Source organism: Zhongshania borealis, from assembly GCF_039539625.1.
In the GTDB taxonomy this organism is placed as follows: Bacteria; Pseudomonadota; Gammaproteobacteria; order Pseudomonadales; family Spongiibacteraceae; genus Spongiibacter; species Spongiibacter borealis.
On sequence record NZ_BAABDM010000002.1, the window covers coordinates 23185 to 43331 of the forward strand.

Sequence of the window (20147 nt, forward strand, 5' to 3'; positions counted from 1 at the left end):
CCAGTCGGGGTAAAGTTCAGATTGCAAAACAGGCAACAAAGCAAAGGGCGCTTTAGTGTGACCTGCTATCCGACGTCCGCGGAACAGGCTCAGCTCGTATACACAGAACAAGAAGAAATAAGGGTGAGGTAAACTGGAGATTGGCGATCAAGCGGGGATGTTTGCACTGCGCCAAGCTATCGGCGTTAAACAGAGGCAGCATGGCTGCCGCCTCTGTTCGGTAGTATTACTTCTGGCTTAAACGACCTGAATCGTATTCCAAGTACATGGCCTCGAGGCTCATTGGTTTAATTTTTGATGCATTGCCGGCAGTACCAAACGCTTCGTAACGGGCAATACAAATTGCCTTCATTTCTTTAATGGTTTCTTGCAGGTATTTACGTGGGTCGAATTCGCTGGGGTTCTTCGCCATAAATTGGCGAATTGCACCTGTTGATGCCAAACGCAAATCGGTATCGATATTCACTTTGCGCACGCCATGCTTAATACCTTCGGCAATTTGCTCAACGGGCACACCGTAGGTTTCTGGAATTTCGCCGCCAAATTCATTAATAATGGCCAACCAATCTTGAGGCACACTAGAGCTACCGTGCATAACCAAATGAGTACCAGGAATGCGGGCATGAATGGCTTTAATACGATCAATTGCCAGAATATCGCCAGTGGGTGGCCGGGTAAATTTGTAAGCGCCGTGACTGGTGCCACAGGCAATAGCGAGGGCATCTACGCCGGTCTTAGCCACAAAGTCAGCCGCCTCTTCTGGGTCGGTAAGCATCTGCTCGTGAGACAGAATACCCTCAGCGCCAACGCCATCTTCTTCACCAGCTTGCCCGGTTTCCAACGACCCGAGGCAACCCAACTCACCTTCAACAGACACGCCACAGGCGTGCGCCATATCAACAACGCGACGCGTAACGTCAACGTTATAGTCGTATTCGGCAGGAGTTTTGCCGTCTTCAAGCAAAGAGCCGTCCATCATTACCGAGCTAAAACCGAGCTGCATTGAACGCTGGCAAATAGCGGGACTGGTGCCATGGTCTTGGTGCATAACCACCGGAATCTCAGGAAACTCTTCAATCGCCGCCAAAATCATATGACGTAAAAACGGTGCACCTGCGTATTTGCGCGCACCCGCAGAAGCCTGCATGATCACCGGGCTATTAGTAGCACGTGCAGCTTCCATAATGGCGCGGGTTTGTTCCAGATTATTGACATTAAACGCCGGAACGCCATAACCGTATTCGGCAGCGTGGTCCAGCATTTGACGTAGGCTGATAAGTGCCATGGTGATTTCCTTTTAACTCATTAATAATTCGTTTGGCCAGACCTCGGGAGTCGGATGTCTGACGATAAAACCACGCCAGACGTCAAACCCCAGACATCAGACGCTCTGTTTAGCGCGCGCTTCAAGCATCGCTACTGCTGGCAATACTTTGCCTTCTACATATTCCAAAAATGCACCGCCGCCGGTTGAGATATACGACACCTGATCGGCAATACCAAATTTATCGACAGCAGCAAGGGTATCACCACCCCCGGCAATGGAGAAAGCCGGTGATTCAGCAATTGCTCTGGCGATTTCTTCAGTGCCGTCGGCAAATTGATCGAATTCGAAGACGCCGACCGGACCGTTCCAAATGATTGTGCCAGCTTGTTTCAGTATTTCAGCCAAGCATGCAGCCGAAACCGGGCCGATATCAAAAATCATATCGTCGTCGCCAACAAACTCTACTGGACGCAGCGTAGCAGGTTCTTTTTCGTCGAACTTTTTACCGGTCATCACATCTGTTGGTAAAGGAATATGACATTTTTCCATCAAGGCCTTCGCCTTGGGAATTAAATCGTGTTCGCACAGGGATTTACCGACATTCAAGCCCGCTGCCGCCAAGAAGGTATTGGCAATGCCGCCGCCCACAATAAGCTGATCAACTTTGTCAGACAAGGTCTCGAGTACAGTGAGTTTTGTTGAAACCTTCGAGCCACCAACAATGGCCACAAAAGGTCGCGCCGGATTTGCGAGGGCACGCTCTAGGTTTTCTAACTCACTGGCAAGCAGCGGGCCCGCGCAGGCGATTGGCGCGAATTTAGCAACACCGTGAGTTGATGCCTGGGCGCGGTGCGCGGTGCCAAAGGCGTCCATAACAAACACATCACAGAGCGCAGCATAGGCTTTGGCCAAGGACTCTTCGTCCTTTTTCTCACCCTTGTTAAAGCGCACGTTCTCAAGCAACGCCAACTGACCATCGGCCAAGGTGACACCGCTCTGCCAATCACTCAGCAGAGCAACGCTCTGGCCCAGAGCCTCACTCAAATAATCAGCCACCGGCTTTAACGAGTATTGCTCTTCAAACTCGCCTTCGGTAGGGCGACCGAGATGCGACATAACAATCACCTGAGCGCCTGCGGCTAAGGCTAGCTTCAATGTTGGCAGCGCCGCGCGTAAACGCGCATCGGAACTTACTTTACCATCCTTGATTGGTACATTAAGGTCTTCACGAATCAATACTCGTTTACCACCGAGATCCACATCGCTCATTTTAATGACTGCCATTCTCAATTCCCTGCCTTTTCTGACGACCCTACCGAGTCGAACGTTATTTAACAAAAAGTGTAATCAAGCTTCTTTCAACCAATGCGCGATCACGTCCAACATCCTGTTGGCGTAACCCCATTCATTGTCGAACCAACTAAATATACTCACCAAATCACCAACTACCCGGGTCTGCCCTGCATCTACAATGGCCGAGCGCGGGTCATGGTTAAAATCGCAAGACGCTAATGGCTCGTCACTATAACCAAGAATGCCGCTTAAACGTCCCTGTGCCGCCATTTGCAGTGCCGCATTCACGTCACTCGCGCTAACCGAGGCCTCAAGGCTCACGGTCATTTCCATGGCAGACACATTGTGGGTAGGAATACGCACCGCACGCGCCGCAAAACAGCCATCCAGCTCAGGAATAATACGGCCAATTCCCGCAGCCAAACCGGTGTCGACCGGAATCATCGACAAACCAGCCGCTCTGGTTTTACGCAAATCAGTGTGATGATAGGCGTCCAGTACCGGCTGATCGTTCATTGCTGAGTGAATAGTGGTAATACAGCCCGAGCGAACGCCAAAGGCCTTATTGAGCACGTCAATCACCGGCACAATGCCATTGGTTGTGCACGAGGCGTTCGACACAATGCGCTGCTCTGCATCCAACTCACCGTGATTCAAACCATAAACAATAGTCGGTGTACCGGGCTCACCGGGTTGCGATAGCAATACATGGCGCGCGCCCCGCTCTATATGCACCTCAAGGTCCGAGTAGCGACTCACCACCCCCGAGCACTCCAACACTACATCAATATTATGACGAGTCCAGTCGAGCTGATTCAAATCTTCGTGATGGCTCACGGCGATAACATCGTCGTTCACCAATAAACTGCCATGACGATACTCAACCTTGCCCGCAAAGCGGCCATGAGTACTGTCGTAGCGGGTCAGATGCGCAATAGTCGCGAGATCGGCCGGCTCATTAATCGCGACGATCTGCATACTGTCACGCAGCGGTGATTCATACAGGGCGCGCAATACGCAGCGCCCTATGCGGCCGTATCCGTTTATGGCCAGTCGTAGCATTAGCTCAGGCAATCCTCAACCGCATCAACAACGGCGTCAGTGGTAATACCAAAGTATTCAAACAAGGCTTCAGCAGGTGCTGACTCGCCAAAGCTATCCATACCAATGATGCGGCCATCCAAGCCCACGTATTTGTACCAGTAGTCGCGGTGAGCCGCCTCTACTGCAACCCGCGCTGGAATATTGCTCGGCAAAACTGACTCGCGGTAATCGCCGTCTTGGCTGTCGAACACATCCGTTGACGGCATAGACACGACGCGAATCTTTTTGCCCTTAGCGGCCAATACTTGCTGAGCAGCCATGGCCAATTTCACTTCGGAGCCGGTAGCAATAATAATGGCTTCGGCCTCGCCTTCGCAGTCACTCAATACATAAGCGCCGCGCGCGACATTCGCCAGCTGCTCGGCGTCACGCTGCTGATGAGGTAAACCCTGACGAGTAAAGATCAGCGCGCTTGGGCCATCGGCACGCTCCAACGCCGCCTTCCATGCCACCGCAGATTCAACCATATCGCAGGGCCGCCACAGTGACATATTGGGGGTGCCGCGCAGACTGGCAATTTGCTCGATTGGCTGGTGAGTTGGGCCATCTTCGCCTAGGCCGATGGAGTCGTGGGTATAAACGTGAATCACCCGCTGGCCCATAATCGCGGCCATGCGTACGGCGTTACGAGCGTATTCCATAAACACTAAGAAGGTTGCACCGTAGTTAACGAAGCCGCCGTGCAGAGCGATGCCGTTCATCATCGCAGACATACCAAATTCGCGCACACCGTAGTGCAGGTAGTTGCCGCTAGCATCTTTGGCATCAATGGCTTTTGCGCCACTCCACAACGTCAGGTTGGAACCGGCCAAATCAGCCGAACCACCAAACAATTCTGGCAACATAGCGCCATACGCTTCGATACACAGCTGTGACGCCTTGCGGGTTGCGACCTCTTTACCCTCTGCCTGGCACTGCGCTATATAAGCAGTGGCTTTCTCGGCAAAATCAGCGGGCAAGTCACCCTTAACACGCCGACTAAAGTCAGCCGCCAAGTCTGGGTAAGCTGCCGCGTATTTGGCAAAGGCGTCGTCCCAAGATGCTTCGGCTGCCTTGCCTTTTTCTTGAGCATTCCAGCCCTCGTAAATATCTTCTGGAATCTCGAACGGGCCATGTGCCCAGCCCAAGCTCTCGCGAGTCAATGCGATTTCAGCATCGCCTAGTGGCGCGCCGTGGCTTTCTTCCTTACCTTGTTTGTTCGGCGAGCCTTTGCCGATCACGGTTTTACAGCAGATCAACGTAGGCTTGCCAGTCTCTTCCCGCGCCGCGTCTATAGCACGCGCAACCTCAGCGCTGTTGTGGCCATCTACCGCAGGAATAACATGCCAGCCATAAGCTTCAAAACGCGCTGGGGTGTCGTCGGTGAACCAGCCTTCAACTTCACCGTCGATGGAGATACCGTTATCGTCGTAGAAAGCAATTAACTTACCAAGACCCAAGGTGCCCGCCAGCGAACACACTTCGTGACTGATACCTTCCATCATGCAGCCATCACCCATAAAGGTGTAGGTGTAGTGGTCAACAATATCGTGGCCATCACGGTTAAACTGCGCCGCTAATACTTTTTCAGCCACTGCCATACCCACGGCGTTAGCCAAGCCCTGCCCCAAGGGACCCGTCGTGGTCTCAACACCAGGGGTGTAACCGTATTCTGGGTGACCCGGCGTGCGGCTGTGTAGCTGACGAAATTGCTGCAGATCTTCAATACTCAGATCGTAACCGCTGAGGTGCAATAGCGAATAGATCAACATTGAACCGTGACCGTTGGATAAAATAAAACGGTCACGGTTAGCCCACTCAGGATTATTGGGGTTGTGTTTTAAATAGTCGCGCCACAAGACTTCGGCGATATCTGCCATACCCATTGGTGCGCCGGGATGACCAGATTTGGCTTTTTGAACAGCATCCATACTTAGGGCGCGAATAGCGTTGGCGAGATCACTACGTGAGGGCATCGGTGGCTCCTAGATCGAGTTGGTAACTTAAGTATGAACTTACGCACGGACTTAAGCGGACAGCAAAGAGGCGGTATTTTCCCCTAGTGGCGCGCAGACAGCAAATGGCAGAACCGTAAAAATGGCCAATTTACTGCGTCTTTAGCCCACTATGCTTGCAACAATCGCGGCTGACAGCGAAAATCAGCGGCTCAAGGAACGATTCAGGTCACAAACTCCATGTTCAACAATATATTAATGGTGTGTATCGGCAATATTTGCCGCAGCCCCACCGCGGAATACTTGCTCAAACACAAGCTTGCCGACAAACCTGGCGTGACAATTCACTCCGCTGGGCTCGGCGCCTTAGTGGGCAAACCCATCGACCCCAGCGCAGGTAAAATACTTACCGCGAACGGCGTCGACGCCAGTGATCACTCCGCTCGGCAAGTTACCGCAGAACTGCTATTAAAAGCCGACTTGATTCTAGTGATGGAGCAGCGCCACATTAAAGGCATCACCGAACTCGCCCCTCAAGTCAGCGGCAAAACCTTTTTACTGGGCAAATGGTCGCAAAACCAACCGGTACCCGACCCCTACCGTAAAAGCGCGGAAGCTTTTGAGCACGTTTACGGGCAGATCGACCAATTCACCAACGATTGGCTTAAGTACCTGTAAACCTGCCGGACGTCGAATACTTGACGCCGGACACCCAAGAGACTGAGAGCTAGCCTCGGACGGCAGTCAAAATCTATATCAATATATTTTGATATAGATAAAAAGCCTGCTACACTGCGCGGCATGAATTCTGCCAGCCCGACCAATACCGCGATTTCTGCGAGCAACGACCAGCTATTGCAACTCTGCAAAGCCGGTAGCGATATGTTGCGCCTGCAGGTTTTGCGGGTACTAAGTCGCGACGCCTACTCGGTCCAGGAGCTTTGCCACATTCTCGATTGTCGGCAATCTGGCATGAGCCACCATCTCAAAACCCTGACTTCCGCGGGTTTAATTACCAAGCGCCGCGAAGGCAATAGCCTGTTTTATCGCCGCAGTTACGCCCCCGCTCTCGCCGATTTAGCGCCGCTACACGACGCCTTACACAGCAGCGCCGATCTCATTCAATTGGATCTTGATCAGCAGCACCGCTTAGAGCAGGTCTACGCCGAGCGCGCCGAACGTTGCCAAGCTTTTTTTGCCGAGCACGCCAGTGAATTTGGCGAGCAGCAAGAGCAAATGGTCGCCTTTAATGTCTACGGACACAGCTGCATGGAATTACTGCGCAGCAGCCAGAACCAAGGCGGTGAGCTCGCCATTGAGATTGGCCCTGGCGAAGGCGCATTTTTAGCGGAGTTGTCGCCTTATTACACCAAGGTCGTCGCGGTAGACAATGCCCAAGCGATGCTGAATCGCGCCGGAGAATTTGTAAACCAACAGGCGCTGGAAAACGTAGAGCTGGTGTTAGGCGACAGCCGCAGCGAGCAGCTACAGCCAAATAGCGCTGACTGCGTGGTGTGCAATATGGTCTTACACCATGTACCGTCACCCGCCGACATATTCAAAGACGCCGCCCGCTTACTGAAACCCGGCGGCCTATTTTGCGTTAGTGATTTATGTCGCCACGATCAAAGCTGGGCCAGAGAAGCCTGCGGCGATATGTGGCTGGGTTTTGAACCCGATGATTTAAGTGAGTGGGCAGCGGCCAACGGATTACAAGACGGCGCCGCGGCCTATTTAGCCCAGCTTAATGGCTTTCGCGTACAGGTTCGGCAATTTATTAAAGCCGAGCCTTACACCTTACCTACCCCGAACCCCAGCGCCTGAAACCGCGTCGGCAATTAGCAGAGGACTTTTGCAACCATGTCTGAATACAGTATTTTTACCTCGGAGTCGGTGTCTGAAGGACATCCCGACAAAATGGCCGACCAGATTTCTGACGCCGTACTCGACGCGATTATCGCCCGCGACAAACACGCCCGCGTTGCCGTAGAAACACTGGTTAAAACCGGCATGGCGATTGTTGCCGGTGAAGTCACGACCTCGTGCTACGTCGACCTAGAAGACATTATCCGCGACGTGATCACTGGCATTGGCTACAACAGCTCAGACGTTGGTTTTGACGGCGCCAGCTGCGCGGTATTAAACGCCATCGGCAAGCAGTCAGTTGACATCAACCAAGGTGTCGACCGCGCTCGCCCAGAAGATCAAGGCGCTGGCGACCAAGGCTTAATGTTCGGCTACGCCACCAATGAAACCCCGTCGCTGATGCCTGCGCCGCTGTTTTACTCTCACCGTTTGGTAGAGCGTCAGGCTTACTTGCGCAAAAACGGCGTGTTGTCTTGGTTACGCCCAGACGCTAAAAGTCAGGTTACCCTGCGCTATGAAAATGGCCTACCCGTCGCGGTAGATGCCGTTGTACTGTCTACTCAGCACAACCCTGAGATCTCGCAAAAAGACCTGCAAGAAGCGGTGCGTGAAGAAATTATTAAACATGTCATTCCAGCCGAATTGCTTCACGCTGGCACCCAATACCACATTAACCCAACGGGCAAATTCGTCATTGGCGGCCCCGTTGGCGATTGCGGCCTGACCGGCCGCAAGATCATCGTAGACACCTACGGTGGCATGGCTCGCCACGGCGGCGGCGCCTTCTCCGGAAAAGACCCCTCTAAGGTTGATCGTAGCGCAGCTTACGCTGGCCGCTATGTTGCCAAAAACATTGTTGCCGCCGGTCTTGCCGACCGCTGCGAAATTCAGGTGAGCTATGCCATTGGCGTTGCTGAACCCACCTCAATTTCAATCAACACCTTTGGTACCGGCAAAGTCAGCGACGCCAAACTGGTTGCCGCAGTACGCGAAGTCTTCGACCTGCGCCCCTATGGCATCACCAAAATGCTGGATCTGGCCCACCCAATGTACCAACCCACTGCAGCCTACGGACACTTTGGTCGCGATCCTTACGAGCTAACGTATAACTTTAAAGAAAATGGCGAACAGAAATCTGAGACTGCGACCGCATTTAGCTGGGAGAAGACTGATCGCGCGGAGGCTTTGAAAGCAGCTTTATAGCGCGGGAGAGGCTGGCCGGAAGACGGTATACGCAAAAGCCTAAACCCCGCTCAAAACTATTTGGAGGGTTGCCATGGAACGGCGGCATATACGAATGGATGTTTGGCAGGACTCTGTGGCACTGGTTCATCATGCTTATGAATTCAGCACAATGTTTCCGCAGGATGAACGATTCGGGCTTATCAGCCAGATGCGACGCTCGGCCATTAGTATTCCGAGCAATATCGCAGAAGGTGCAGCCCGCGGATCAGACAAAGACTTTTTGCGTTTCCTGTATATCGCTAGGGGATCCCTAGCAGAGTTAGAAACACAAATAATCATAGCCACACAACTAGGCTATATAAACGAGCAAGAAAATTGGCAGCCAGGTCTTGAACGCGTTTTTGCGAAACTAGCTGCATTAATAACCGACTTCGGGCGAGTACCAAGTGAGCGCATTTGCGTCTCCCGTCTCCCGTCCAGCATTTAGCTTATAGAGGTATACACCATGACCAACATTTCCACCGACTACAAAGTCGCCGACATTTCCCTTGCTTCTTGGGGCCGCAAAGAACTCAGTATTGCCGAAGGTGAAATGCCGGCGCTGATGGCCATGCGCACAAAATACGGCGCTGACAAGCCACTGGCTGGCGCCAAGATTTTGGGCTGTATTCACATGACAATTCAAACTGGGGTTTTGATTGAAACCTTGGTTGAGCTGGGTGCAGAAGTGCGCTGGTCGTCGTGCAATATTTTCTCTACTCAAGACCACGCTGCCGCGGCAATTGCCGCTGCGGGCGTTCCAGTATTTGCTTGGAAAGGCGAAACTGAAGAAGAGTATGAGTGGTGCCTAGAGCAAACCATTTTAAAAGACGGCCAGCCGTGGGATGCCAACATGGTATTGGATGATGGCGGCGATTTGACTGGTCTGCTTCACCAAAAATACCCACAGATGATGGACCGCATTCACGGTATCACTGAAGAAACTACTACGGGTGTTCACCGCCTCCAAGAGATGATGGCGAAGGGCGAGCTAAAAGTACCCGCCATTAACGTTAACGACTCAGTGACCAAGTCTAAAAACGACAACAAGTACGGCTGCCGCCACAGCCTGAACGATGCCATCAAGCGCGGCACCGATCACCTCTTATCTGGCAAAAAAGCCTTAGTCATTGGCTACGGCGATGTGGGTAAAGGCTCTGCAGCATCCCTGCGCCAGGAAGGCATGATTGTTAAAATCAGCGAAGTCGATCCCATCTGCGCAATGCAAGCCTGCATGGATGGATACGAAGTTGTTTCGCCTTACAACAACGGCATAAACGATGGCAGCGAAGCCTGTGTAAATACCTTAGTGCTCGGCAACACCGACCTACTGGTTACCACCACCGGTAACGTCAATGTTTGCGATTCTAATATGCTCAAAGCCCTGAAAAATGGCTGCGTGGTGTGCAACATCGGTCACTTCGACAATGAAATCGACACCGCCTTTATGCGTAAAAACTGGGAGTGGGAAGAAGTTAAACCACAGGTACACTTGGTTTACCGCAACAAAGCCGCTAACGACCACCTAATACTCTTGTCAGAAGGCCGCTTGGTTAACCTCGGCAACGCTACTGGCCACCCCAGCCGCATCATGGACGGGTCTTTCGCCAACCAAGTACTGGCACAAATTTACCTTTACGAGCGTCGCTTCGCCGATTTAGAAGCTAACTTCAAAGCTAACGCCATTACCGTAGAAGTACTGCCCAAGAAATTAGACGAAGAAGTAGCCGCCCACATGGTAGCCGGCTTCGGAGGCGTGCTGACCCAGCTCAGCAAAACTCAAGCAGACTATATTGGCGTACCCGTTGAAGGTCCATTTAAGCCTGAGAGTTATAAGTACTAAAGCGGGAGACGCTTTACGGGAGACGGTAAACGCGAATTTTTAGCGTCTCCCATCTCCCGTCTAGCATTTAGCCGAGCGGCGTTAACAAACAAAAAAGCTCGACGCTCAGAACACACTACCGGAACACATCATGGCAAACCGTTACAGCTTTGAATTCTTCCCCCCAAAAACCGAAGTTGGTCGGGCGAAGTTAAAAGACACTCGCAGCCAATTGGCCGCCTTGAATCCTGAGTTTTTCTCAGTGACTTACGGCGCCGGAGGCTCAACTCGCGACAATACCCGCGATATCGTTTTAGAAACCAAGCAAGCAGGCCTATCTGTTGCGCCGCATTTGTCTTTTGGTGGTGACGAAGAATCTGAGATTCTGACACTGCTCAATGACTACAAGACCGCAGGTATAGATCGCATTGTCGCACTGCGTGGTGACATCCCATCTGGCATGGGTGCAACGCGTCAGGTTTACGCCAAAGAGCTAGTGGAATTTATTCGCAAGCACACCGGCGATCACTTTCAATTAGAAGTGGCCGCGTATCCAGAAACTCACCCCGATGCCAAAAATCATCAGGCTGATATCAATTTTCTGAAAGCAAAATTGGATGCTGGTGCCAATAGCGCCATCACCCAATACTTCTTTAACGCCGACGCGTATTTTTACTTCTTAGAAGACTGCGAAAAAGCGGGCATCGACAAGCCGATTTACCCCGGCATTATGCCAATTACTAACTTCGCTAATCTCGCGCGCTTCTCTCGCAACTGCGGCGCTGAAATTCCGCGCTGGCTAGCGCAAAAGCTTGATGGCTACGGTGATGACCAAGCAAGTATCATTGAATTTGGCGCGGAGTTTGTTAGCGAGCTATGCCATATTTTAATGGAAGGCGGCGCACCGGGAATTCATTTTTACAGTATGAATCAGGTTGAGCCAATTAAGCGTATTGCTGAAGCGGTAATGAGTTCGCATCCAGCCAAGTAGCAGCAAGTATTAAGTGAGGCACCACCAGCGCCGCCTCACTTTTTATCCCACTAAAGAACCATCGTCTCCACTTTCAGCAAACCGTCTAGTTCACACAGCAAGTGATCGCCCCTGCACAACGGGCCAACGCCAGCAGGCGTACCCGTCAATACAACGTCGCCCGGCATAAGGCTAAAATTGTGACTGATATCACTGAGCAAGGTTTCTACAGAAAACAACATATCACCGCAGCTACCTAATTGTTGCACGCCACCATTGCGGGTTAAACGCAATGTTAGGCTAGAAAAATCTAAGGCCGAATCAAAGGGGATAAATGCCGACAAGGGACTTGCGCCATCAAACGCCTTAGCGCGCTCCCAGGGCTGCCCTTTCTTTTTCAATTCGGTTTGAACATCGCGCAAGGTCAAGTCCAAGGCCAAGCCAATTCCTGCAATCGCAACTCGACACTGGTCTGGCGCCGCGCGACTAAGGGGCTGCCCAATCAACAGGGCCAACTCCAACTCGTGGTGACAACTGCCGTCGCCCGCAGGCAATTGCAATGGTTCCGCCATCGCCACCATCGCCGTCGCAGGTTTCATAAACAGCAATGGCGTGTCGGGTATATCATTACCCAACTCCTTGGCGTGTTCAGCGTAATTGCGTCCTACACACACCAGCTTGCCCGGCGAGGCAGCAAACTCAGTGTCGTCAATAAAACTATGGCGATACAAATTCATCAACGAAACTCCGTCTTAGTCGAATATTTTGCCAGGGTTCATGATCCCCTTTGGATCAAACACGTGTTTCACTTGGCGCATTAAGGCAATTTCAGTTTCCGAACGCGAATAAGATAAATAGTCTTTTTTCAACAGCCCCACACCGTGCTCTGCCGATACGCTGCCGCCAAATTTCTCAACAATTTCAAATACCCCAACACTCACTTTAGCGCACTGCGCAAAGAAGGTTTCTTTATCTAAGTCATCGGGTTTGAGAATATTCAGATGCAAATTGCCGTCGCCAATATGGCCGAACCAAATAATTTCAAAATCTGGGTATTGCGCCGTTACGAGTGACTCCACCGCCTCAAGGAAATTCGGCACCCGCGAGATAATGGTGGAGATGTCATTTTTATACGGGGTCCACTGCGAGATCGTCTCAGAAATATCCTCGCGCAGGCGCCACAGATTTTTCAGTTGCTCCAGACTCTGACTCATCACGCCGTCGCTGACCCAACCCTCTTCCACGCACGTTTCAAACAAGGCCATGGCCTGCGCTTCGACTTCATCGTTAAGGCATTCAAATTCCAATAATGCGTAATAAGGACAGGTCGACTCAAATGGCCGCGGGACCTTACTGTGGGCAACCACTTTTTGCAGCGCTTGTTCTGAGAAGAATTCAAACGCAGTCAAGTCCATTTCGGCCTGAAAGCGATTAAACAAATTCATTATCCCGTTAAAATCTTCCACGCCCAATACAAAGGCAGTGAGATTTTTGGGCTGACGGGTCAATTGCATGGTCGCTTCAATAATCAACCCCAAGGTGCCTTCGGCGCCAATAAAGAGCTGCCGCAAATCGTAGCCAGCATTGTTTTTTAGCAGGCCGCGATTAAGTTCCAGCAAATCGCCATTACCGGTAACAACTTTCAGGCCAGCCACCCAATCACGGGTCATGCCGTAGCGAATAACCTTAATGCCGCCGGCATTGGTCGCGATATTGCCGCCAATCTGTGAGGAACCCGCCGAAGCGAAGTCAACCGGATAAAATAGGCCGCGCTCCTCGGCAAAGTCCTGCAATTGCTCGGTAATTACCCCAGCTTGACAAACCACCGTGCGGTCAATGGGATCAAAGTCGCTGATATGGCTCATATAGTCGAAGGACACCACAACTTCACCGTTAGCGGCGACCGCGCCACCACTCAGACCGGTACGACCACCCGAGGGCACAATTGCGAACTCGAGCTTATTGGCCAACTGAACAATGGCTTGCACCTCTGCCGCAGTGCGGGGAAAAACCACCGCGAGCGGCGCCGGCGTGTGGACTTTGGTCCAGTCGCGGCCGTGGCTGAGGAGGATTTCAGCATCGCTGCGCACCTTGTCCTCGCCCACAATGGCTTGCAAGTCTTTAATTACGTTAGCGGAGGACGGTATTTGGCTTGCCGACATGGTAAAAATGCCTCTCAGAATCGCACTTGGGAAAGTGGAATATGATAACATACTGCGCTTTCACTTTACCTCAGAGTGGGGCTAGCAAATTCATGGCAAAAACATCCCTCGACAAAGCCAAAATCAAATTCCTGCTATTGGAAGGACTTCACCAGTCCGCTGTCGATGCCCTACACGCGGCCGGCTATACCAATATCGACTACTACCAAAAGGCCCTTCCCGACGAGGAGCTTAAGCAAAAAATAGCGGACGCCCACTTTGTCGGCATCCGCTCACGCACCCAGCTCACCGCTGAAGTGCTGGATGAAGCTAAAAAGCTGATCGCAGTAGGTTGCTTTTGCATAGGCACCAACCAAGTTGACCTGCAAGCCGCCACCGAGCGCGGGATTGCCGTATTTAACGCGCCGTTTTCTAACACCCGCTCGGTTGCCGAGCTGGTGATTGCCGAAGCAATCTTATTAATGCGCGGCTTAGCCGAGAAAAACGCCGCCGCTCACCGCGGTGAGTGGATGAAAACGGCTGTTGGCTCCTACGAAATTCGTGGCAAGCGCCTCGGTATTATCGGTTACGGCTCCATTGGTATGCAGCTGTCGGTTATCGCTGAAAGCCTGGGCATGGAAGTGTGCTTTACGGACGTGGTCAACAAACTGCCCCTCGGCAATGCCCACCAAGTCAGCATGGGCGAACTGCTAGCCACCTCCGATATCGTCACCTTGCACGTGCCCGAAACACTGTCTACCCAGATGATGATGGGCGCAGATCAATTCGCGCAGATGAAAGCTGGCGCGATTTTAATTAACGCTGCCCGCGGCACCGTGGTCGACATCGATGCACTCGTTAACGCCCTGCGCGACAACAAGCTCGCTGGCGCTGCCATCGACGTATTCCCTGAAGAGCCACGCAGCAATAGCGACGAGTTTATTTCGCCGTTGCGTGAATTCGACAATGTGTTTTTGACGCCACATGTTGGCGGATCCACCGTGGAAGCCCAGTTGAATATAGGCATGGAAGTCGCCGACAAACTAGTCAAGTACTCAGACAACGGCACCAGCACCTCGTCGGTCAACTTCCCTGAAGTGGCACTACCGGCCCACCCTGGCAAGCACCGTATTCTGCACATTCACCACAATGTGCCCGGCATTCTCAGCGCGATCAATCTGATCTTTTCTGAGAACAACATCAATATCTCTAGCCAATACCTGCAGACCAGTGAAAAAGTGGGTTATGTCGTTATCGATATTGATGAAGCCTCTAGCGAATTTGCGGTAGAAAAACTGCTAGACGTGAAAGGCACTATTCGCTGCCGCGTCTTGTTCTAAACCACCTGCCGCGCTAAGCGGCAGAAACTGCAAGGGCAACGCCATTTATGTCTGATATTTTAAACGCCGAACTCGCCGCACTGCTCGACAAACGCGCGCTAGTCGGCATTAGTTATTACGATATTAATGGCGACACCCTTCAACAGCGCATGCTGGCTGGCACCGTGGTGCGGGTAACCGCCAAAGACGGCATAACCCTGCGCCAGAGTGACGAAGAAGAATTCACCATCCCCTCTTCAACCTCACCGTGGTTTATTGCGCCGGCGGGTAATTACAAAACTGGCGACGGCGAAGCGATTAGTAACCCAGATTACCTAGTAACCTGGGACGTGCATCGCTGCCAAGACATGGATAAGCCAGAAGGTGAGCACCAGTGGTGGGAATGGGTAGCGAATACCACACCGCCGTCGGTGGGTTGAGTTGCGGGAGGCGCTTGACGGGAGATGGGAAACGCTTAGAAGCATTCGCTTCGCTCACATGAATACCTGCATTCGCAGGTATGACTAAATGTTACTGTCACGCCTCTCTATTTTTTGCGTATACCGTCTCCCGTCAAGCATTTAGCGCCTAAAGATAGTCATCGCAGGCCTGCCACAATTTCTCCCGATACGCTTCACCCTCTTTTGCTAAGTGATGACGAGCGCCGGGCACAAAGACTACCTTGGCGTTTGGGAATTTCTGTTGAATGCGCGGCAGATTGTAACGCCACTCTACGGTTTCATCGGCGTCGCCTTGCAGGATCAGTATTGAGCTCGCCACCGGCGTTTGTTTCAGAAACCAGGACTGCCATTTTTTGAGCGCGCCTACCCAGCTAACTGGCAGGGTTCTAGCTTGCAAGGGATCGCGCTCACGGAGAAACTCCAGAAAAACCTGGTCGTCAGAGTTATCGGCAAATTTGCGCGGCAAGCCTTTGATAAAATACTTTAACACTGCGTGAGCAGGCTTACCCCACCACCAGTCACAAGGTCTTAATAGCGGTGCTAGTAGCACCACATGCTCAAAATCTGCTTCGCCCCCACTAAGTAAATGTGACATCAGTACCGCACAGCCGGTACTCTGAGCCAAGGCAACGCGGCGCGCGGGTAAATTAAAATCGGCAACCACCGTAAATGCATCGCTCAACACTTGCCGATAGCGCATAAAATCGTCGATCGCCGCGCGCTCGCCACTCGACAAACCATGACCGGGCAGATCGTACGCCACAACCGAATAACCGTGCTTTAAAAAATAGTTGATCACATTATTAAACAAGCCCACGTGATCATAGTAGCCGTGGTAGACAAAGGCGGTGCTATGCGCATCGGGCAATACAAACACCTGCACGGCAATACGCTCACCGGCGCTATTAAAGCTGCCAAACAGATGTTTTAAACCAACGTACTGCTGCCCAAAATCAATACCGTAATACGCGCTGTAACTCTGCGCCCAAGGCAGCGCCGCGATGTCGGCATTGACATCAATCGCGGGCAAGTCGGGAATATTCTGAAGATCCAGCTCGGGCGACCACTTCATAATAGGGCTACTCTCGTTATTTGAATTTTTCTGCCGACGCGATTAAGCACTGATAAACCAATTGGCGACTATCTTCACCCGGAATACAAATCACATTAGCATTATCACTGTAGAGCTCAGCCAAACTATAACTTACAAGGTCTGCCGCACTCCACCACATTTCCTCTGGGACTTTACTGTTATCAAAACCGTCAAAAGCCGCGCGCTGGTGAAACTCACTGCGCGTATAACTCGGGCACAAACACTGCACTTTAATACCATCGCGACGCACCTCAAGTTGCAGTGCTTCCGAATAAGCATTGAGAAATGCCTTGCTTGCACCATACACCGCCGAGTTTTTTAGGGGAAAAAAGCTACCCATTGACGAAACGTTAATAATGCGACCGCCACCACTTTCTTTCATATACGGCAGTGCCGCTCGGCACAGCGCCAGCGTGGCGTTGCAGTGCAAGTTCACCATCGCCTGTTGCACATCAAGATCGGCCTCGGCAAAACGGCCAACACTGCCAAAACCCGCGTTATTTATCAGCAAGGTGATAGGGCCTTTTTGACGAATCGCCTCCATCACCCGCGCCACCCCAATATTTGAGCTCAAATCCAGCGCCAAGCAATAAATCGTCAGGCCATCTTGACGCAGTGCGTCGCTCAAGGCCGCGAGCTTTTCATTGTCTCGACCAACCAGCACCATCGCCTTACAGCGCGGCGCTAATTGTTCAGCGAAGGCTTTACCAATGCCCGCCGAGGCACCTGTTATTAAGGCAATTTCTGTTCTCAATTCAGTCGTCATTTCTGCTGCCATTATTATCGAGTAAACGCCGCAACGGTCTAGGCATAAAACCTAGCGCGACCACAAACACCACTATACAGCCGTCATTTTGCCCCTTATTACGCTACGCGGATACCACCAAGCGATTACTAAATGGTAAGACAGCGGCTAATTGCTACAGTCATGCCACGCCGAATAATCTAATTTCAGTTACTATGCGCTCAATCGTAAGGCGGCAAAAATCACCAAGTTCATACAAAACTGACATGGCGCACCAATGCGCTTTTCAATAGGGACACAAATGAGAAAATTACTGATATTTTTTGCGGCAGGCTGCCTTGGCGCCTTAATCAATAGTCTCGCCATTTGGTTGTTGGGCGATCAAGGTATAACGGCGCGCCTTGGCATTGCGATTGCGCCAAACCTGACGCCAAGCTGGCTATATCCGCGCATCGTGTGGGGAGGGATTTGGGGTTTGCTGTTTATCTTGCCGATGCTGGCTTCGCGGCCATTCAGCAAAGGCCTTGTATTAAGCTTATTTCCGACGGCAGTTCAGCTATTGCTGATTTTCCCTCAAGCCTATAAAGGCTTAGGCGGTATAGAATTAGGTCTATACACCCCAATTCTAGTGCTCGTCATTAATGCCGTGTGGGGCGTAGCAACCGCGCTGACCATTCGCTACGCCCGATAATTAAGGCGACCCACGTTTAGGCCGCCGATGAAGCACAAGCTTATTTAGCCGCTTTTTTACTCGCGCCGCTAATACCGTCTGGCTCTGAACCATCCAAGCCTTTGATGATGGCCTCTGCGCGCAACACGCATAGTTTGGAAATCGAGAGCAGTAGTTCTACCTCATCTAAAATAGCGGCTTGGTAGCTCGCCATCAATGACCGACCTTCCGCAGTGCTTGCCGCGCTGCCGCCAGCCGTTGGCCCAATGCTTGAATCCGCAGGAATGACCACAGAAAATCGTTTGGTCTTCCAATCATCAAACATGGCGTTCCAGGCGCGAATTTCGGTTTTCAATTCATAATCCCGGCGATTGATAAGTGACTTATTCGCATCAATCGCCGCAGCATCAGTGCATGGGGTATCACACGATGTCATCGCCTTGGCGATCTGCATTTGATTTTGACCAAACGCGGCTTGCAGCCAACGTTTGCGTTTGCCGAGCACCGCCTCAGGCGCTTCGGCACCTTGGTTTTTGGCAAGATAACTCGCATAACTACGCGCGGCCGCCTGAACCTCGGCGCTGTCAGAAACAGAGCTAGGCACAGTAACGCTTGCCTCAGGTGCTTTTCCGCCATTCAACTCCGCAATACGGGCCCGCTCAGCGGCTAATGCCGCGGCGACCTCAACATACTTCGGGTGCACAATTTCGCCCTCACTAATCCAGGTGAGCGCCTCGGCGGCACTGGCCGGCGGTTTAGGTACTGCGCTGTACAAATCCGAGAGCGGCGTAGCCGCTTGCGCAGCGATTGCACCAAACGTAAGTGCAATAGCGAAAGAGCGGCGAATATTTCGAGAAGATATAAACATCATTAATGCCTGTTTCAGGGTTGACGGTGATGACCTTGCCTCATACAAGCAAAAATGACGCCGAGATTCACCGACGCCCCTAGACTCGCCGCCAGCACTGGCCCTCAGCGGTATTTAACGATGATCAGATAACACATATTCAACAACAAGCCTCAAACGCACCAAAGACGCCCACAACAAAACCAAGCCTTACCGCGACAAGCCCCAAAATAGTACCGAGCGCCCTGCGCCACATAATCTCAGTCATAGGCACTAGCTGGCGAAGCCCCTCATTCCCATCTATACATAAACTAGGCTCACCGTGGCCTGGTTAATAAAAAATCAACTGAAAGAGAGAGGCAAGGCGATGCTGACTGAATTTAAGAAATTTGCCATGCGCGGCAATGTTGTCGATATGGCCGTGGGTATTATTATCGGCGGCGCCTTTGGCACCATCGTAAAAAGCATGGTTTCAGATGTCATCATGCCGCCAATCGGTCTGCTATTGGGCGGGGTCGACTTTGCCGATTTATTCGTGACCCTAAAAGAGGGTGCCGTCGCCGGACCTTACGCCAACCTCGCGGCAGCGCAAAGCGCAGGGGCAGTAACAATTAATTACGGCGTGTTTTTCAACGCAGTCTTTAGTTTTATAATTGTCGCTTTTGCCGTATTTATGCTGATCAAAGGCATTAACAATATGCAAAAAGAAGAAGAAGCCGCACCTGCTGCGCCAACGACCAAAGACTGCCCTCACTGCCTGTCAAAAATAGCAATTAAAGCCAGCCGCTGCCCGCATTGCACTTCAGAGCTAAGCGATAGCTAGTACGCCTAAACGGCACTCAGAGAACGGCGGCTGGCGCATTCAACTTACGCCAGCCATCTTGCCCTAATACAGCGATGATTCGCGCTTTATTGGCGAGCATAATTTGATGGCGTGCAGTTTGGACCATGCTCGCTTTCAGCTCCGGCGTGACGCCGGCCAACACATAGAGGTGACGCTGGGGACTAACGACCTTATCTAAGACGCGAATTCCCTTAAAATGCGCTACTTGCGACCACTTTACGCCGCCCTGCTCCGCTAAAATCAATGTTTCAGGCAATTCTGCCTGTAGTTCAGCCCTAGCAAAAGCGAGTATTTCCACCACGACCGCGGTCATAGCCGCTTTGCCCGCCAAGCGATTCTGTAATGAAATTGAGGGCATACGACTCTTGTCGCCGACAGCCAAGAATCCCGCGCCCTCATATTCATCGACGCCGCACAACCATGCAGGGGCTTCGCCACGATCACTATCGGGATAAGCACATTCGGCGTGCACCAACGGACTCACAATAAAAGCGAATACTAAACCTAGCGGCAAAAATGCGCGCATTAATATCTCCACGTATTGCAG

The 20147-nt window shown here is 51.9% G+C and carries 20 protein-coding genes; 10 read left to right on the top strand and 10 right to left on the bottom strand.

The genetic code is table 11. From position 1 onward, the window contains the following. Positions 1-226: 226 nt before the first annotated feature. The 4 genes from fba to tkt form a co-directional block, all read right to left on the bottom strand. Complete coding sequence (gene fba, locus ABD836_RS06350; protein ID WP_344933615.1) at positions 227-1285, bottom strand: class II fructose-bisphosphate aldolase; 1059 nt, start codon at positions 1283-1285, stop codon at positions 227-229. 96 nt (positions 1286-1381) lie between these two features. Beyond that, complete coding sequence (locus ABD836_RS06355; RefSeq protein WP_344933617.1) at positions 1382-2551, bottom strand: phosphoglycerate kinase; 1170 nt, start codon at positions 2549-2551, stop codon at positions 1382-1384. A 63-nt stretch (positions 2552-2614) separates the two neighbouring features. Further along, positions 2615-3622: a type I glyceraldehyde-3-phosphate dehydrogenase gene (locus tag ABD836_RS06360; protein ID WP_344933620.1), complete on the bottom strand. Its 1008-nt coding sequence runs from the start codon at positions 3620-3622 to the stop codon at positions 2615-2617. Next, positions 3622-5619 carry a transketolase gene (gene tkt, locus ABD836_RS06365; RefSeq protein WP_344933622.1) on the bottom strand — a complete coding sequence of 666 codons (1998 nt, stop codon included), beginning with the start codon at positions 5617-5619 and terminating at the stop codon, positions 3622-3624. The genes ABD836_RS06360 and tkt overlap by 1 nt, the downstream gene beginning before the upstream one ends. A 219-nt stretch (positions 5620-5838) precedes the next feature. Between tkt and ABD836_RS06370 the strand changes: the two genes are divergently transcribed. From ABD836_RS06370 to metF, 6 genes are all read left to right on the top strand, one after another. Continuing rightward, positions 5839-6276 (top strand): low molecular weight protein-tyrosine-phosphatase, encoded by a 438-nt coding sequence (locus ABD836_RS06370; RefSeq protein ID WP_344933623.1) that lies wholly within the window; start codon positions 5839-5841, stop codon positions 6274-6276. A 123-nt stretch (positions 6277-6399) separates the two neighbouring features. After that, positions 6400-7422, top strand: a complete 1023-nt coding sequence (locus ABD836_RS06375; RefSeq protein WP_344933625.1) for an ArsR/SmtB family transcription factor — start codon at positions 6400-6402, stop codon at positions 7420-7422. A 36-nt stretch (positions 7423-7458) separates the two neighbouring features. Further along, positions 7459-8667, top strand: a complete 1209-nt coding sequence (gene metK / locus ABD836_RS06380) for a methionine adenosyltransferase (protein ID WP_344933627.1) — start codon at positions 7459-7461, stop codon at positions 8665-8667. A 73-nt stretch (positions 8668-8740) separates the two neighbouring features. Next, the gene (locus ABD836_RS06385) at positions 8741-9136 is read left to right on the top strand and encodes a four helix bundle protein (RefSeq protein ID WP_344933630.1); all 396 of its coding nucleotides are present in this window, start codon (positions 8741-8743) and stop codon (positions 9134-9136) included. An 18-nt stretch (positions 9137-9154) separates the two neighbouring features. Then, positions 9155-10531 (top strand): adenosylhomocysteinase, encoded by a 1377-nt coding sequence (ahcY, locus tag ABD836_RS06390; RefSeq protein WP_344933633.1) that lies wholly within the window; start codon positions 9155-9157, stop codon positions 10529-10531. A 130-nt stretch (positions 10532-10661) separates the two neighbouring features. Next, entirely contained in the window at positions 10662-11501 is an 840-nt protein-coding gene (gene metF, locus ABD836_RS06395; RefSeq protein WP_344933636.1) for a methylenetetrahydrofolate reductase [NAD(P)H], read from the top strand. A 50-nt stretch (positions 11502-11551) separates the two neighbouring features. Here the strand turns inward: metF and ABD836_RS06400 are convergent, their stop codons facing one another. After that, on the bottom strand, positions 11552-12217 hold the full coding sequence (locus ABD836_RS06400) for a fumarylacetoacetate hydrolase family protein (RefSeq protein WP_344933639.1): 666 nt from the start codon (positions 12215-12217) through the stop codon (positions 11552-11554). Positions 12218-12232: 15 nt separating this feature from the next. Beyond that, complete coding sequence (locus tag ABD836_RS06405) at positions 12233-13642, bottom strand: FAD-binding oxidoreductase (RefSeq protein WP_344933642.1); 1410 nt, start codon at positions 13640-13642, stop codon at positions 12233-12235. A gap of 92 nt (positions 13643-13734) precedes the next feature. Here ABD836_RS06405 and serA point away from each other — a divergent pair, with 92 nt between their 5' ends. Continuing rightward, entirely contained in the window at positions 13735-14961 is a 1227-nt protein-coding gene (gene serA, locus ABD836_RS06410; RefSeq protein WP_344933645.1) for a phosphoglycerate dehydrogenase, read from the top strand. 47 nt (positions 14962-15008) lie between these two features. Next, positions 15009-15380, top strand: coding sequence for a hypothetical protein (locus ABD836_RS06415; protein ID WP_344933648.1), 372 nt, complete (start codon positions 15009-15011; stop codon positions 15378-15380). 148 nt (positions 15381-15528) lie between these two features. Here ABD836_RS06415 and ABD836_RS06420 read toward each other — a convergent pair whose 3' ends face one another. Both ABD836_RS06420 and ABD836_RS06425 read right to left on the bottom strand, forming a co-directional pair. After that, complete coding sequence (locus tag ABD836_RS06420) at positions 15529-16473, bottom strand: alpha/beta hydrolase (protein ID WP_344933650.1); 945 nt, start codon at positions 16471-16473, stop codon at positions 15529-15531. Between the two features lie 16 nt (positions 16474-16489). Next, on the bottom strand, positions 16490-17260 hold the full coding sequence (locus tag ABD836_RS06425) for an SDR family NAD(P)-dependent oxidoreductase (protein WP_344933653.1): 771 nt from the start codon (positions 17258-17260) through the stop codon (positions 16490-16492). A gap of 280 nt (positions 17261-17540) precedes the next feature. On the opposite strand from ABD836_RS06425, the gene ABD836_RS06430 reads away from it, so the two are divergent. Next, a complete protein-coding gene (locus ABD836_RS06430; protein ID WP_344933656.1) occupies positions 17541-17930 on the top strand; it encodes a hypothetical protein in 390 nt (129 codons plus the stop codon). A gap of 40 nt (positions 17931-17970) precedes the next feature. Here the strand turns inward: ABD836_RS06430 and ABD836_RS06435 are convergent, their stop codons facing one another. Further along, complete coding sequence (locus ABD836_RS06435) at positions 17971-18780, bottom strand: hypothetical protein (RefSeq protein ID WP_344933659.1); 810 nt, start codon at positions 18778-18780, stop codon at positions 17971-17973. Positions 18781-19123: 343 nt separating this feature from the next. Here ABD836_RS06435 and mscL point away from each other — a divergent pair, with 343 nt between their 5' ends. After that, a complete protein-coding gene (gene mscL / locus ABD836_RS06440) occupies positions 19124-19579 on the top strand; it encodes a large-conductance mechanosensitive channel protein MscL (RefSeq protein ID WP_344933662.1) in 456 nt (151 codons plus the stop codon). 16 nt (positions 19580-19595) lie between these two features. Here mscL and ABD836_RS06445 read toward each other — a convergent pair whose 3' ends face one another. After that, positions 19596-20126, bottom strand: coding sequence for a hypothetical protein (locus ABD836_RS06445; RefSeq protein ID WP_344933664.1), 531 nt, complete (start codon positions 20124-20126; stop codon positions 19596-19598). Positions 20127-20147: the final 21 nt, after the last annotated feature.